11 protein-coding genes are annotated in these 14,310 nt (G+C 55.4%); 7 read left to right on the top strand and 4 right to left on the bottom strand.

What is annotated here, in order from left to right; all coding sequences use genetic code 11:
• Positions 1–85: 85 nt before the first annotated feature.
• Positions 86–457, bottom strand: a complete 372-nt coding sequence (locus MRBBS_RS08975) for a hypothetical protein (RefSeq protein ID WP_041635549.1) — start codon at positions 455–457, stop codon at positions 86–88.
• Positions 458–538: 81 nt separating this feature from the next.
• Here MRBBS_RS08975 and MRBBS_RS08970 point away from each other — a divergent pair, with 81 nt between their 5' ends.
• Together MRBBS_RS08970 and MRBBS_RS08965 are read left to right on the top strand one after the other, a co-directional pair.
• Positions 539–1,192: an ABC transporter ATP-binding protein gene (locus tag MRBBS_RS08970; protein WP_187290800.1), complete on the top strand. Its 654-nt coding sequence runs from the start codon at positions 539–541 to the stop codon at positions 1,190–1,192.
• Positions 1,182–3,806 (top strand): ABC transporter permease, encoded by a 2,625-nt coding sequence (locus MRBBS_RS08965; RefSeq protein WP_014871155.1) that lies wholly within the window; start codon positions 1,182–1,184, stop codon positions 3,804–3,806. Before MRBBS_RS08970 ends, MRBBS_RS08965 begins: the two co-directional genes overlap by 11 nt.
• 10 nt (positions 3,807–3,816) lie before the next feature.
• Here MRBBS_RS08965 and MRBBS_RS08960 read toward each other — a convergent pair whose 3' ends face one another.
• Positions 3,817–4,563, bottom strand: a complete 747-nt coding sequence (locus tag MRBBS_RS08960) for a sulfite exporter TauE/SafE family protein (protein WP_041635195.1) — start codon at positions 4,561–4,563, stop codon at positions 3,817–3,819.
• A gap of 324 nt (positions 4,564–4,887) precedes the next feature.
• On the opposite strand from MRBBS_RS08960, the gene MRBBS_RS08950 reads away from it, so the two are divergent.
• The 5 genes from MRBBS_RS08950 (at position 4,888) to MRBBS_RS20245 (ending at position 10,245) form a co-directional block, all read left to right on the top strand.
• Positions 4,888–5,856 carry a beta-ketoacyl-ACP synthase III gene (locus MRBBS_RS08950; protein ID WP_014871153.1) on the top strand — a complete coding sequence of 323 codons (969 nt, stop codon included), beginning with the start codon at positions 4,888–4,890 and terminating at the stop codon, positions 5,854–5,856.
• A 465-nt stretch (positions 5,857–6,321) separates the two neighbouring features.
• Positions 6,322–7,335 carry a thiosulfate ABC transporter substrate-binding protein CysP gene (cysP, locus tag MRBBS_RS08945; protein WP_014871151.1) on the top strand — a complete coding sequence of 338 codons (1,014 nt, stop codon included), beginning with the start codon at positions 6,322–6,324 and terminating at the stop codon, positions 7,333–7,335.
• 3 nt (positions 7,336–7,338) lie between these two features.
• A complete protein-coding gene (gene cysT, locus MRBBS_RS08940) occupies positions 7,339–8,220 on the top strand; it encodes a sulfate/thiosulfate ABC transporter permease CysT (RefSeq protein ID WP_014871150.1) in 882 nt (293 codons plus the stop codon).
• A 4-nt stretch (positions 8,221–8,224) separates the two neighbouring features.
• A complete protein-coding gene (gene cysW / locus MRBBS_RS08935) occupies positions 8,225–9,109 on the top strand; it encodes a sulfate ABC transporter permease subunit CysW (RefSeq protein ID WP_014871149.1) in 885 nt (294 codons plus the stop codon).
• Positions 9,109–10,245: a sulfate/molybdate ABC transporter ATP-binding protein gene (locus tag MRBBS_RS20245; protein ID WP_041635194.1), complete on the top strand. Its 1,137-nt coding sequence runs from the start codon at positions 9,109–9,111 to the stop codon at positions 10,243–10,245. Before cysW ends, MRBBS_RS20245 begins: the two co-directional genes overlap by 1 nt.
• Here the strand turns inward: MRBBS_RS20245 and MRBBS_RS08925 are convergent.
• Positions 10,182–12,635 carry a DUF2309 domain-containing protein gene (locus MRBBS_RS08925; protein ID WP_014871148.1) on the bottom strand — a complete coding sequence of 818 codons (2,454 nt, stop codon included), beginning with the start codon at positions 12,633–12,635 and terminating at the stop codon, positions 10,182–10,184. The genes MRBBS_RS20245 and MRBBS_RS08925 overlap by 64 nt on opposite strands.
• Positions 12,632–14,257, bottom strand: a complete 1,626-nt coding sequence (locus MRBBS_RS08920) for an NADH-quinone oxidoreductase subunit L (RefSeq protein WP_014871147.1) — start codon at positions 14,255–14,257, stop codon at positions 12,632–12,634. The genes MRBBS_RS08925 and MRBBS_RS08920 overlap by 4 nt, the downstream gene beginning before the upstream one ends.
• Between the last annotated feature and the right edge of the window lie 53 nt (positions 14,258–14,310).

Raw genomic sequence — 14,310 nt, 5'->3', positions numbered from 1 at the left:
ACTCCACTTCTCGGGGACCGAGCTGGCAAATACTAAGCGGCTGTTGGCAGGATACCGGCCAGCGGATCGTAGGTGTCGCCTACTCTTAATGTCTGGTACGCCGTAACTGCGTCAGCCGTGCTAACCAGTTACCCTTTTGGGAGTTCGTGCAGGCTTCCTCACTGTCGAACTGCAGGCAGCTGGAAATAAGGCCTGGGTCCAGGCCGGTTTGTTCAATCGCTTCCAGGGTCCGCAAACGCGCATGCTTTTTAAGACCATCAACAAGCGCTTGCTCAAGGTTGGCTCGGGTATCAAAAATCCAGGTCACTCGAAGGCCCGCCGGAAACTGATTTACCCCGTTATCGTGGGTAAGCCAGCAAAAACCGGGTATTTCAGTTTTTGCAGCCTCGCAGGCTTCGGTCAGTGCCACAACGAGCTGGCGTTCCATGTGTTTAAGTTCACGTTTATTAGGCTTCATAGTGTTATACAGTAACATGATGAACGGGTCAGATTCGCGTTAATCACAAAACAAGGAGCCTCTGTGTCCACCAGCGTCGAAATGAGCGGCATTCACCTTACCTATCCAACAGAATCAGGTGCTGTCGCTGTGCTCAATAACGCGTCACTCAAGGTTCCACCCGGCGAGACCCTGGCGATTATGGGCCCATCTGGAAGCGGGAAGACCTCGCTGCTTCTGCTGCTTTCCGGTCTTGAGCGCCCGGACAAGGGCGAGATCCTGATTGGCAGACAGCGCCTTGGCGACATGGATTCAGATGCACTGGCCGACTGGCGCAGCAAACACCTCGGCATTATTTTTCAGTCGTTTCATTTGCTGCCGGGCCTCAGCGCGCTGGGTAACGTCAGTCTACCGCTTGAAATTGCCGGGCAAGCCCATGCCCGTGAGCAAGCGAGTGCCATGTTGGAGGCCGTTGGGCTGAGCCATCGATTGCAGCACTATCCAGCGCAGCTGTCTGGCGGCGAGCAGCAGCGTGTAGCGATTGCAAGAGCACTGGTACATCAGCCGAGTTTGCTGCTGGGTGACGAGCCTACTGGCAATCTGGATCAGGAAACCGGCGAGAAAGTGCTTTCGCTGTTGTTCGACCTGCATAAGAAAAGCAAGTCTACGCTGGTGCTGGTGACCCACGACAAGCGTGTTGCGGAGCGCTGTCAGCACAGGATTCAGATGGACGGAGGGCACCTCTATGAAATCTGAAAAATCCACCAGACCGTTCTGGATGCTAACATTCGCGATCGCGGATCTGCGCTCACGTATCTCTGCGCTCAAGGTTTTTCTGGCCTGCCTCATACTGGGCGTTACCCTGGTGGCTGCCACGGCCAGTCTCTACCGGGTTATCGAGCAGAGTTTACTAGCGGATACCCGCACGCTTTTGGGCGGCGATGTCGAACTAGAAGCCAGTGAGCCTCTGCCGGATGAAGTGCTTGCATGGATTCGTGCAACGGGCAGCCTTTCGCTGGTTCGAGAGCTCGACACTATGGTCAGTGGAGCAGCGGTCAGTGAAGCAACCGTCAGTGGTGCTAATGAAGCGGGTGATAATAGCGGCGCAAGCTTTGTCAGAGCCGAGATACTGATTCCTGATGCCGCCTATCCGCTTTACGGCGAGCTACAACTGATACCGGACCAACCACTGGAGGAACTCACGGCATCCAAGGATGGTCTTTGGGGGGCTATCATTGACCCTCTGCTCGCTGAGCGTCTGGGCCAGTCCGTTGGCGATCAAATTCAGATTGGCGCTGCAATCTTTCGCATCAGCGGCCTTATTCAGGCGCAGCCGGATCGTAGCCTGATGGCCAACTGGCGCGGTTTGCCGATCATGATTTCCGAAGCGGCGGTAGAGGCAACCGGGCTAATTCGGCCTGGTAGCCGTGTTGATTACGAATACCGGGTTCAGACTGACCGCGACCTGGACGTCTGGCTGAATGAATTCGAGCAGGCGTTTCCAAATACCCGCTGGGATACCACAACCTTTGCCGAGCGCAGCGAGCGCCTGTCCGAACGGCTTGACCAGATTGCAACGGCGCTCATTCTGATCGCATTTACCACGCTGTTCATTGGCGGCCTGGGTGTCGCCAACAGCATCCACGCCTACCTGAACGAGAAGCTTGGCACCATCGCCACACTGCAAACTCTGGGTTTACGGCGCAGGCCTTTGGTGGCCATTTACCTTCTTCAGATCGGCCTGTTGGGCAGCCTGGCAGGCATCATCGGCGGCGCCATCGGGTTGGCACTGTCTGCTGCTGCACTAGGTTTAGCCGGCGATGCCCTTGCGCTGCCCGGATCTGGCGATACTGGTGTGGCTGGCCAGTGGATAGCTCTTTGGCTTGTGCCATTGCTGTTGAGCTGGCTATTTGCCGTGCTGACGGCCTATGTTTTCGCACTTCCGGCGCTGGCCAGAGCACTCGCTGCGTCGCCGGCCGGGCTGTTCCGAGGCCGGGTTCAGGCGGCCAGTCATGAGCCTCGCAGCTGGCGGATAGCGAGTTATATTCTGCTAGTGGTCTACATTGCGGCCGCTCTATTCTGGTTGCCTTCTCCGCAACTGGGGCTTCTTTTCCTGCTGGCTGTCGTACTGCTTTGGGGTTTACTGGAAGGTCTGATCAAGGGACTGCAACGCGCTGCCAAAGCGCTGGAAGACCGCGGCTTTGCCGGTCGAAATTTTGCCCGCCGACTGGCGCTGGCCAATTTGCACAGGCCGGACTCACCCTTGCGGGCAACCCTGCTCTCGCTGGGTACGGCACTGACACTTGTAGTGGCGTGCACTCTGCTTGTGGGCACCCTCCTTCGAGCGCTGGAATCCACAATACCAGCTGAAGCCCCTGCCCTGATCCTGTATGAGGTTTTTTCTGATCAGATTGACCCGCTCAAGTCTGGTCTCGAATCCCTTGATCCGGCCAGCCGGATCGAACTATTGCCAATGGTTCGTGGCCGCCTGGCAGTGATCAACAACGAGCCAATCGCGGATGTTCTGGCCGACAACTCGCAAGCCAGACGCGAGGCCATGGGTGATGAGTACAAGCTCAGTTATTTGTCAGGAAACCCGGAAGATCTAGAGCTGGTCAGTGGTAACTGGTGGTCGTCACCGGCACCAGAGGGTGAGCCCGCCTTCATGGCGATGGAAGATCGAGAAGCCAACCAGCTCGAGCTAACAGTAGGAGACACAGTGGAGTTTCAGGCTGAGGGCCAGACAATTGCCGCCGAAATCAAAGCCATATACCAGCAAAAAGGCCTTCAAACCCGATTCTGGTTCGAAGGCGTTCTACAAGATGGCGCGCTGGACGAATTGACTGGCAGGTACGTAGGCGTGGTCTACCAAACCGACTCGGCTGCAAAAACGTCACAACAGTGGCTCGCCAGAAACATCCCGAATGTGATTACCCTGCGCACAGCCGACTGGCTCGAGACCGCCGGTAACCTGCTGAGCAAGGCGGCGGCCGGCCTAGCCACCGTCGCCCTGGTAAGTCTGACGGCGAGCCTTCTTGTGCTGTCCAGCGTGGTCAGTGTTAGCCGCAGACGACAGCTCTACGAGGCCAACCTGCTCTACTGCCTTGGTGCCAGGCACCAAGCTATCTGGCAGTCCATGCTGCTGGAAACCGGTTTGCTTACCTTGCTCTCTACCGTTTTCGCAACTGCACTCGGAGCGCTGGTTGCTCTTCCGCTGGCGAGCCTGTTGTTAAAACTGCCAGCCGGCGATCTGTGGTGGCTTGGTGCGCTGGTGGCGGGCGTCGTCAGCTCGCTTGCCCTGCTGGCTGGCCTGCTGCCAACGCTACGGGCGCTGCGGCTGAACCCGGCCCTGCTGCTGCGGGAAGGTTGAGTGGATGCCTTCAGCTCGCAATTAAACGAACAATAATGGCGCCTACCATAATCAGAGTCAGCCATTTCACCCACTGTGCACCCCGTGGCCCAACATTGACCTTCACCGCAATGATCGCCCCGACAATATTACCTGCGGCCAGGGTCAAGCCCATCGCCCAGCGTACTTGCCCACTGCCTGCGAATATCGCCAGTGCCGGGATGGTGTATAGAAGGATGATGAAGACTTTGAGCACGTTCACCTGAAGCAGATCTATTTTCAGCATACGGTGCAACGCGACGATAAACAGCGCCCCTACCCCCACCTGAATAAATCCACCGTAAAGACCCACCACAAACATGGCGGTGTAGATCACCGGGCCGAGTCGCTCGGGGGTTAACGGACGAGTGTCCAGCTTTGGAGCGGGGAGCAGCAAAAATGTCGAAGTGGCGATCATGGCAGCAACCAGAACGAATTCAAAAACGGCTGCAGAAACGTCTGTTGCCAGCCAAGCTCCAAGCAATGACCCCAGCACGGCAGGCACAGCTAGCCGCAAACCAATACCCAGTTGGCCGTGCCCGTTACGGAAAAAACTGCCAACGGCGGTCATGCTCTGCAACGTTATAGCGACCCGATTGGTACCATTAGCAACCTGAGGAGGCAGGCCCAGAAATATCAGCAAGGGCAAGGTGAGCATCGAGCCGCCGGCGGAGAGTACGTTTATAAAGCCGGCGACCCCGCCCAAGGCAGCCAGCAAAACCATTTCAATGAGTGTCATTCGATAACCGTATCAGGATTGAACCAAGGGTGTGCCGGCTAACGCCGCAGAGAATTTGTAACTGCTCTTGGCTTGAACCTTTGACGAAAGGATAACCGAGGCTGAGACAGCAAAGCTAATTGTCGATTTTATAAAACGCCTGTTTGTCATAATTCAGGGGTATTGCGGTACCGTCGAAGATTAAATCTAGACCCAAATAGCTGTCGCTGCCATGCTTAAGGAGAACAAACTCACGTTCAACCGACGAATCGCTAATAACGCCGCCGGCAAAGACCGGTATAGCATGGCGGATTGACAAAAAATTGATGCTGCAGGATATTACGAATGACCTTCGCACGTATTACCGGCACTGGCTCGTACTTGCCGGACCAGATTGTGACCAATAAGGATCTAGAAAAAACCGTGGATACCACGGACCAGTGGATCCGTGAACGAACCGGCATTGAACAGCGCCATATTGCAGTAGAAGGTCAAACCACGGTTGACCTGGCCGAACAGGCTGCCTTAAGAGCCATCGAGGCCGCCGGAATAGACGCTGCGGATATTGATCTGATCGTGTTCGCTACTTCTACGCCTAATAAAATATTCCCAAGCTCCGCCTGTATTCTGCAGGCACGCTTGGGCATTCGAGGTTGTCCCGCTTTTGACATTCAGGCTGTGTGCAGCGGTTTTGTGTACGCACTGGCCACCGCGGATAAATTCATCAAAACGGGAACCAGCAAAAAAGTACTTGTCATTGGTGCTGAGGTATTCTCTCGTATTATCGATTGGAGCGATCGCGGTACTTGTGTTTTGTTCGGCGATGGAGCCGGTGCGGTTATTCTTGAAGCCAGTGATGAAACTGGGATTTTGTCCACCCACCTGCACGCCGATGGCAGCTATGAAAAACTTCTTCACGTGCCATGTGGTGTCGCCGAAGACCCCGAAAAGTTTAAGGCCGGCCTTGGCTATGTGGAAATGAAGGGTAACGAAGTCTTCAGGATGGCGGTGAATACGCTGGGTAAAATTGTTGATGAAACCCTTGCTCACAACAACATGAAAAAATCGGATATCGATTGGCTAGTGCCTCACCAAGCCAATATGCGCATTATCGCCGCGACCGCTAAAAAACTGAACATGCCGATGGATCAGGTTGTAGTGACCGTTAACAAACATGGCAATACCTCAGCAGCGTCTATCCCGCTGGCCCTTGATGAAGCTGTACGTGATGGCCGGATCAAGCGTAACGAGGTTGTTTTGCTGGAAGCTTTTGGCGGCGGTTTTACCTGGGGGTCTGCGTTATTACGGTTTTGAGTGGCAGCATTTAAAAAGCTGGCTTAAGCCTATTCCCGATGTGCATCAAGAAAACAAAAGGGAAAAATGATGAGGATGTCACCTCGGGATAGCCAGCCTGTGAGGCTCAGTCGCAGACTTTTAATGGTTGGCTGCGTTGGTGCCATGGCCTCAGCGAAAATGCCCGTTACATAACCGCCACGGTTAGCGAAACTCTGGCTAAAGATTTGGAGCTGAAAATCTTGGTATTCGAAAGGTCTGTGCCCGTCCGAGCTCTGAATCAGGTTCTAAGCAGTAACGGCCGAACTCGGAGCCCGCACTTATCGTCGGCTCCGGGGGGGGTTGTCGCTGTTTAATCGGATGTACCTCTTCCCCCTCTCTCGCTTATTCCAAAAGTTTATATTTAAGTTATCCTTTATTCTTTCCAGTTTTAACCGCGCTTTGGTAACTTACCCCTCAACACATCATCTGTTTTAGGGGAATGTCATGCAACGTAAACTCAAAGGCCTGGTTACCGGCCTTGCGCTCAGTGCCTCACTTTTTGCACCCATGGCTGTGTCGGCCGATCGTGAAATGCTGAACTCATCCTATGACATCGCCCGTGAACTGTTCGCCGCTTATAACGTGCATTTCAATGAATATTGGAATGAAAAGACCGGCGACAACGTTGAAGTCAGCCAGTCACACGCTGGCTCTTCCAAGCAGGCGCAAGCGATTATTGAAGGATTGAAAGCAGACGTGGTTACCTTCAACCAAGTCACCGACATCGACATTCTGCACACCCGTGGCGGCTTGATCCCGGAAAATTGGGCCGAGCGTTTGCCAAACAACAGCTCCCCCTACTACTCCACCATGGCGTTCCTGGTACGCAAGGGTAATCCGAAAAACATTCAAAACTGGGACGACCTGGTAAAAGAAGACGTCGCTCTGGTTATGCCCAATCCGAAAACCTCCGGTAATGGTCGTTACACTTATCTGGCCGCGCTGGGCTACGCCCAAGACACCTTTGGCGACGACCAGCAGAAAATTGATGGATTTCTTCGGGATTTTCTGGGCCAGGTAAAAGTATTTGACAGCGGTGGTCGCGGTGCCACTACAACCTTTATTGAACGCGAAATTGGCGACGTTCTGCTGACGTTCGAATCGGAAGTGCTGAACCTGGTTGATCGCTACGACAACGGCGAATACGAAGTGGTCACTCCCAAGGTCAGCTTTCTGGCCGAGTTCCCGGTTACCTGGATCGACGATTACGTTAAGCAGAACGGCACTGAGGACCTCGCCAAAGCCTACCTTGAGCACCTTTACAGTGAAGACGCCCAGCGCCTGCTGGCCGGATTCAACTATCGTGTGCACAATGAAACCGTCAAAAAAGAAACGGTTGACCGCTTCCCAGACGTGAAATTACTGCCCATTGACGCCATTGCCGGCAGCTGGGAAAACGCCACCAAAGAGCACTTTGCCAGTGGCGGAAAACTTGACCAACTGCAGCGTCGTAAGTAATCAATGTCCACTGCCAATCAGGCCAGCGTTGCGAAATCACAGCGCTGGCTGCTGACTAAGGGCCGCAGTAAGCGGGTATTGCCGGGGTTCGGTTTGAGCCTCGGCATTTCGCTGTTTTTTATCAGCCTGGTTCTGCTATTGCCGCTGACAGGGCTGGTTATTGAAGTGTCGGCCATGAGCCTTAGTGAATTCTGGTTTGTAATCACTGATCCTCGGGTTGTGGCCTCCTACAAAGTAACCGCGCTGGCCGCATTAGCGGCGTCACTGTTTAACGGCGCCTTTGGCTTACTGTTGGCCTGGGTTCTGGTGCGCTATGAATTTCCTGGAAAACGCCTGATTGATGCAGTGGTAGATCTACCCTTTGCTCTACCCACTGCCGTTGCCGGTATTACTCTCGCAACACTGTTCGCTGCAAACGGCTGGTATGGGCAATTTTTGACTAAACTGGGTATAGAAGTCGCCTTCACACCCGTGGGCATTGTGGTGGCCATGGCGTTTACCAGCCTGCCGTTTGTGGTGCGCACTGTGCAGCCGGTTCTGGAAGAGCTGGCACCCGAAGATGAAGAAGCCGCTGTAAGTCTTGGCGCCAGCGACGCCCATGTATTTCGCCGAGTCATTTTCCCTGCGCTATGGCCGGCATTGGTCACCGGTGTGGCATTGTCGTTTACCCGCAGCCTTGGTGAGTTTGGCGCGGTTATCTTCATTGCCGGCAACATGCCCTACCTCAGTGAAGTCACCAGCCTGATGATTTTTATCCGCCTACAAGAGTATGACTACGCCGCGGCCAGCGCGATCGCCTCGGTTATCCTGCTGGCATCACTGGTGCTGCTGTTTGCCATTACGGTATGGCAAGCGCGTTATCTCAAACGCCTGGAAGGACGCTAGCGCCATGGAAAGCACCCGAGCCCGCTCCACACGCTCCATAAAACACCGCCGTGTTGGCGACAGCCCGGCCATAAAGTGGCTGCTGATTGGCATCGCCATCGCGGTCACCTTTGGCCTTTTAATTATGCCTCTGGTGGTTATTTTTACCGAAGCCCTGAGCTCCGGATGGAGTACGTTCGCTGATAACCTGTTAGACGAGTACACCCTACACGCCATCGGACTGACTTTGTTTGTGGCCGCATTGACCGTGCCGCTAAACCTGGTGTTTGGTGTAGCGCTGGCCTGGCTGGTCACCCGGTTTCGTTTTCCCGGCCGTAAACTGCTGATCACCCTGATTGATATCCCGTTTGCGGTGTCGCCAGTTGTGGCTGGTTTGCTGTATCTGCTTCTGTACGGCCGTAACGGCTGGATTGGCAGTTGGCTGGCGGACTATGACATTCAGCTGATGTTCTCCTGGCCCGGTATTGTGATGGTAACGGTGTTTGTGACCTGCCCGTTTGTTGCCCGCGAGCTGATTCCGCTTATGCAACAGCAAGGCAGCGAGGAAGAAGAGGCCGGCGTGGTACTTGGCGCATCGGGTTGGAGAATATTTCGTACCATTACACTGCCCAATATCAAATGGGCGCTTATCTACGGCGTTGTACTGACCAACGCTCGGGCAGTGGGCGAGTTCGGCGCGGTGTCAGTGGTGGCGGGTAATATTCGCGGGCAAACCAACACTCTGCCCCTACACGTGGAATTGTTGTACCAGGATTATAACGTTGTTGGCGCGTTCACCAGCGCTTCACTATTGGCCGGCATTGCCGTGTTTACGTTGGCCGCTAAAGGTTTTGTGGAATGGCGGCAGGCTCGTACCCTGATCCGCCTGCAAGCACAGGAGACTGTTTAATGAGTATTACTGTTGATGGCATCAACAAGCGCTTTGGCAAGTTTCAGGCGCTGAATAACGTCTCTCTGGATATTCCCGAGGGCAAACTCACCGCTTTGCTGGGCCCTTCCGGTTCGGGCAAAACGACCCTGCTGCGCATTATTGCCGGGCTTGAGTCTGCAGACAGCGGGCAAATCTCGTTTTCGGGCAAGGATGTTACCGGGCTTCACGTGCGCGATCGCAACATCGGTTTTGTGTTTCAGCACTATGCTCTGTTCCGCCACATGACCGTGGCACAGAACATTGCTTTCGGCCTGGATTCTCTGCCGCGCAAACAGCGCCCGACAAAAGCGGGCATTCAGAAGCGCGTTAGTGAGCTGCTGGAAATGATTCAGTTACCCCACTTGGCCCAACGCTACCCGGCGCAATTGTCCGGTGGTCAGAAACAGCGGGTGGCATTGGCCCGCTCGATTGCAACCCAACCGAAAATTCTGCTTCTGGATGAACCCTTTGGCGCGTTAGACGCTAAAGTACGTAAAGACTTGCGCCGTTGGCTGCGCAATCTGCACGATGAATTCCACTTCACCAGCATTTTTGTGACCCACGACCAAGAAGAAGCGTTGGAACTGTCTGATCAGGTGGTGGTTATGAGCCAGGGCCGTGTAGAGCAGGTGAATGAACCCATAGAGCTTTACGCTCGGCCAGAGAGCCGCTTTGTGTTCGATTTTTTAGGCCAGGTAAATGTGATTTCTGGCCAAGTAAAGCAAGGCAGCCTGAGCCAAGGTAATGCTTGGGTAACGGTGCCCGGGGTGCAACACAAGGGAGACGCCCAGCTCTATCTAAGGCCACATGAAGTCCGGCTTGCAACAGCGCCGGTGGCGCATGCCAATTTGCCGCTGCGCATTGAAGCGGTCAGCCTGATTGGCTCGGAAGTACGAGTTGAGTTGCGCCCCGAGGGCTGGCAAAGCGAAGGCTCGAATAACATCTGGGAAGTGGGTATCAGCCATGCTGAATTCAACAGCCAGCGCCCGACTCGCGGCGATCTGCGTTATGCAGTGCCGGAGGTTGGGCATCTGTTTACCGGTAACGACGCTCAGCCCGCAACGGTCAACTGGGCCGAAGCGGAACTGGCACCCCGGGTTCGCTTGATCAGCTGAAGGCTGGTCATACTCAGCCATTGGTTTTTAACCAGTGTGGCGAGCGCCGGGGTGCGCTCCAAAGCCAAATCAATCCGCTCTTGGGGCGCATCAATCAGAACCGTCAAACGCATGGGCTCGTGCCGCCAGTTCGTGCCGTCGTGCACCGACTGCCACGGCAAACCAATCCGCAGATCGCTGCCATCACCTTCAATCACGCCCACATTGCCGCCGATCACCGAATGCAGCAGCTTATTGCCCGCACCGTAGGTGTCCGGTGCAGTTACCGAGGCGAAATACTGTAAATTAATCCAGCTGGCAACCACCACCGGGCCACCAAATATGGTGGTCAGTACATTTCCATCCTCGTCTGCCTCGGGGTCATAATCGTGCATGAATACTCGGCCACCCAGGTCGCATCCGCGCGACAATGCACGATTGCCAATCAGCATCGCGGCGTTATTGGCCAAACCCCACTCAGGGCGAACCTCTGCCCAGTTCCGGGTACGTCTTTGCAGTTCGGCCAGCAGCGCGTCATCCCCCAAACCGTTTAGCTGAAGTGGTGTCGCCCGCTCCCTCCGCATGCTGGTGCCGGCAATGTTCAGGGCATTTTCAAAACGCGACATGACACCTTTATGACTGTCAGGTAAGGCGCTGCGGCGAATAATTTGCACTTGGTCGGTCACCGTGCAGTGCTGGCCGGCAACCACCCACGTTTCCTGCGGAATAACGATACCTTCTTTTTCCAGACCTGCACGCACCACTGGCTCATTCAGCATATCAGCTACAATCTGCGCATTCAGGCCGCCGTTGCGCCCCCCGCAGGCGCCACACGCCAAACTCGCATGGTGGGCGTTATTGTCGGTGTGAGCGCCGTGGCCCACCAGAACCAGCAACGGGGCAAAATTCCCCGTCAGCGACAGCGACCGCAAAAAATCTGTGCCCAAACAGATTTTGTCCGCGTCAGACAACGGATCTCCGGTTCCGGCATGATGCATGCGCAGCTGGCCCTGCTCGGGATCTTCACCTTTACTGCCATCGTTTTTATTAAGACTGTCACGCACCAGCTTCCAGACCCAGGCCAAGCCGGTGGTTTCCACCAGGGTAAATGTTGAAAGGCTGCCATACTTGGCGCCGCGAACGGCCTGGCGAACCAGTTCCTGCTGATTGGTTCTGCTTCGCTGTGCATTATCACCCTGGCTGGTACCCGTGGTGTCAGCGGCTATAATCGCCGGCTCCAACAGGCCCGGAAGCTGACGCATACCAGGCTTGTCGCTGAGCGTCTGATGCGCCAGAGCCAAGCCGAAAAAGCCGGCCATGCCCTTGGTTTGAATTCCGCCGTCCGCCTGTTCCAGGTTGCGCCGAATGACTTCCGAACGCACATCAATACAAAATACCGCTTGAACGTCCGGTTTTACCGCGGCAACCGGGCTTGCATCAAGATTCAGGCTTGATAGCAGCTGGCGCTGCCACGCCCGCTCAAACGCCTGTTGCCACAACCAGAGTTGGCCGTCAGTGTTTACGCCGTTATCGAGCCCATCCGTATTAAACCCACTCTTGGCTGCCAGAGACCACTGAACTCGCCAAGCTTTCTGGGTAGCGCTATCGGCAAGCGCCAACCCTGCCCATTCCCATGCCAGCAACACAGCCAATAGTTCGCGACAGATCTTACTGGTGCCGCCTTGATTTTCAGCTCGCCAGTCTATTCCGCGGCACCAGGACGCCCAGCCAATCATATCCAGCAGCAATCCGTGGCAAAGCGCTTCCAACGCTGTGGACGGCAGAGCCAGATCACTGGTCAGTTGTGCCAAGGCCTGTTCGGTCTCTTGCGGCAACCCGGCAAGCATACGTTGTAAGCCTTTGACCCCAATCTGTTTGTCTATCAAATGGCTGGTAGTCACATGCTGGTGCCAAGCGGTGTAAAGGCCGTGTTCCTTGTCTGCCGCCCAGCGTGCCTGACGCTGATCAAAATAACGGGCACAGAACCGACCGGCCTGGCGCACAACGGCGGCTTGAGAGTTGCCACCACCTGCCGGCGCAAGGCCTTCATGGCTAAGAAAAATAGAGCAGGCCACCCGCGGCTGAACAGAATCACCCACGCGCAAGCGCTTAATCAGTTCTTCAAGCGATGGCGCAGGTTCAGGACCAACCGCCTGCAACACATCCTGCAAGTCTTCTGGGCGAATACGTCCGCCCTCCCAGGCTGACAAGTAGAAAGACGCAGGCATTAACATGCTGATACCACCACGGCGCTGCAACTGATCAGCTGCCGCTGCCACCGATTGTTCCCGCATCCCCCACCAGGGATTAACTGCAATGAACTGGTCCAGAGGCCATATCGGCGCTATGGCCTCGCAAGCCGCGGTTAAAGCCGCCTGTAATTCGTTGGGTACAACCTGCCTAGGGTTCATGACTGCTCTCCTGAACTCAACGGGTTAGCTTTGTACAGGTTGGTCGGTTTGGTGCCGCTAAAGCTCAAATCGCGGGTTTTTCTTGCCAGTGCGGCACTGAGCCGGTTCAACGGAAGGTCTAACCCTAACCCTTCGCAGCAGTAATGGTGGAGTGCCTGGCTGACGCGGCTCTGCGGTTTAAGTAAGATCATCAGTGAGCCGGCAGCCAAAGCAGCGACGATGACCAAACCCGCCACTTGTGCTGCAAGTGGAAGCACCAAGTTGCTGGCTGAACCCAGGGCCGGCGACAGCAGCGCATGCAGCAAGCTATAAAGTGGTAACAACATCAGGGTACACAGCAGCAGGCTGGCGCGAACAGGTGCTTTTACCCAGGCTGGAATGCCCAATGCGGCAGCCGCACAAGCCAACACCAATAGCGTGCCTAGAACCAGTTTCCCTTCTACCAGTGCCGGCACCGCCCACAATATGACGGCCGCGACCACTGCCGCAATTACGCCGTTTATCAGCTGAACACGCTCCACACCGGCATACCCTGCCAGCAAATGGCTATCCACCACGGTACGATTGCTGGCAAGGAATAAATGCGCCTTGTACAGCGAGTGCGCCAGAAGATGCAGGAGGGCCAGGGTGTAAGCGCCTAAACCAATTTCGAACAACATAAACCCCATCTGCGCTGACGTAGACCACGCCAGTGAGTGTTTCACCGACGACTGCGTCATCATAACCAGCGCAGCAACTACCGCGGTCACACCGCCGACAACAAGAAGAATGCCGTGGCCCGGAGTAAAGCCGTCAAACACCGGGTACAAACGTAGCCATAGAAAACCGCCCAGGTTGATAATACCCGCGTGCAGCAATGCCGAAACCGGCGTTGGCGCTTCCATAACCCGCAACAACCAGCCGTGAACGGGCAGCTGAGCGCATTTTAGCAACGCCGCTATAGCGAGCAGCACAGACGCAAACTGCAACACCAACGATTGGCCCGCCCCGCTGCTCGCGGCGGCCATCATTTCTGGAAGATAAAAGGTCCCGTAATGGTGGTGCAGCAGCAAAACGGCGCTGAGGACACAAACATCGCCTACCCTACTGATTACGAACTTCTGTAAGGCGGCCGCGTTCGCTGCGACGCGCTGGGGATAAAGGGTAAGTAAGTGATGTAATGAAAGGCTCACGCCCACCCAGGCACCCACAAGGACCAGCAGGTGGTTGGTCAACACCAGAACCAGAACGCTGGCCAGGGTAATAAGGAGCCAGGGGAAAAAGCGCGCACGACCCGGGTCGCCGCGCAGATAGTCGTCCGCGTACCGAATGATGACCCAGCCAATGAAGCCCACCAGTATAGACATCCACAATGACAGGCCGCTGGGGAACAGACCAAACTGGGCGCCAATTTCCGGCAAACCGGTTGTGAAGCCCGGGCCATCGGCGAACAACATCAGGCCAATAAAACCCGTGATGGCCATCAAGGCAACGAACAGGCTCTTGGCGGCAGTCCAGCAATGAGCAAGTTTGCGTGGGTTGCTGGTCCAGTTGGCGTAAGCTGCGAGCAACAGCATCGACAACGGGACTAGCAGCCAGCCTAACAGGGTAAGCTCTGCAACGAGGGTGGCAACAGGGTTCATTCAGCAACTCCTTAAACAGCAAATCAAGCAACCCAGCTACTATGCCAATCGTG

The sequence above is a fragment of the Marinobacter sp. BSs20148 genome (genome assembly GCF_000283275.1).
In the GTDB taxonomy this organism is placed as follows: domain Bacteria; phylum Pseudomonadota; class Gammaproteobacteria; order Pseudomonadales; family Oleiphilaceae; genus Marinobacter; species Marinobacter psychrophilus.
Note: the sequence above shows the minus strand (reverse complement) of the source record. Positions and strands in the feature narration are given on the sequence as shown.

What these genes read in the sequence shown, in the direction of transcription:
- MRBBS_RS08925 (WP_014871148.1), bottom strand. Translation starts at nt 12,635, where the DNA reads ATGAACCCTAGGCAGGTTGTACCCAACGAATTACAGGCGGCTTTAACC.
- cysT (WP_014871150.1), top strand. Translation starts at nt 7,339, where the DNA reads ATGTCCACTGCCAATCAGGCCAGCGTTGCGAAATCACAGCGCTGGCTG.
- cysW (WP_014871149.1), top strand. Translation starts at nt 8,225, where the DNA reads ATGGAAAGCACCCGAGCCCGCTCCACACGCTCCATAAAACACCGCCGT.
- MRBBS_RS08965 (WP_014871155.1), top strand. Translation starts at nt 1,182, where the DNA reads ATGAAATCTGAAAAATCCACCAGACCGTTCTGGATGCTAACATTCGCG.
- MRBBS_RS08950 (WP_014871153.1), top strand. Translation starts at nt 4,888, where the DNA reads ATGACCTTCGCACGTATTACCGGCACTGGCTCGTACTTGCCGGACCAG.
- MRBBS_RS08970 (WP_187290800.1), top strand. Translation starts at nt 539, where the DNA reads ATGAGCGGCATTCACCTTACCTATCCAACAGAATCAGGTGCTGTCGCT.
- cysP (WP_014871151.1), top strand. Translation starts at nt 6,322, where the DNA reads ATGCAACGTAAACTCAAAGGCCTGGTTACCGGCCTTGCGCTCAGTGCC.
- MRBBS_RS20245 (WP_041635194.1), top strand. Translation starts at nt 9,109, where the DNA reads ATGAGTATTACTGTTGATGGCATCAACAAGCGCTTTGGCAAGTTTCAG.
- MRBBS_RS08960 (WP_041635195.1), bottom strand. Translation starts at nt 4,563, where the DNA reads ATGACACTCATTGAAATGGTTTTGCTGGCTGCCTTGGGCGGGGTCGCC.
- MRBBS_RS08975 (WP_041635549.1), bottom strand. Translation starts at nt 457, where the DNA reads ATGAAGCCTAATAAACGTGAACTTAAACACATGGAACGCCAGCTCGTT.
- MRBBS_RS08920 (WP_014871147.1), bottom strand. Translation starts at nt 14,257, where the DNA reads ATGAACCCTGTTGCCACCCTCGTTGCAGAGCTTACCCTGTTAGGCTGG.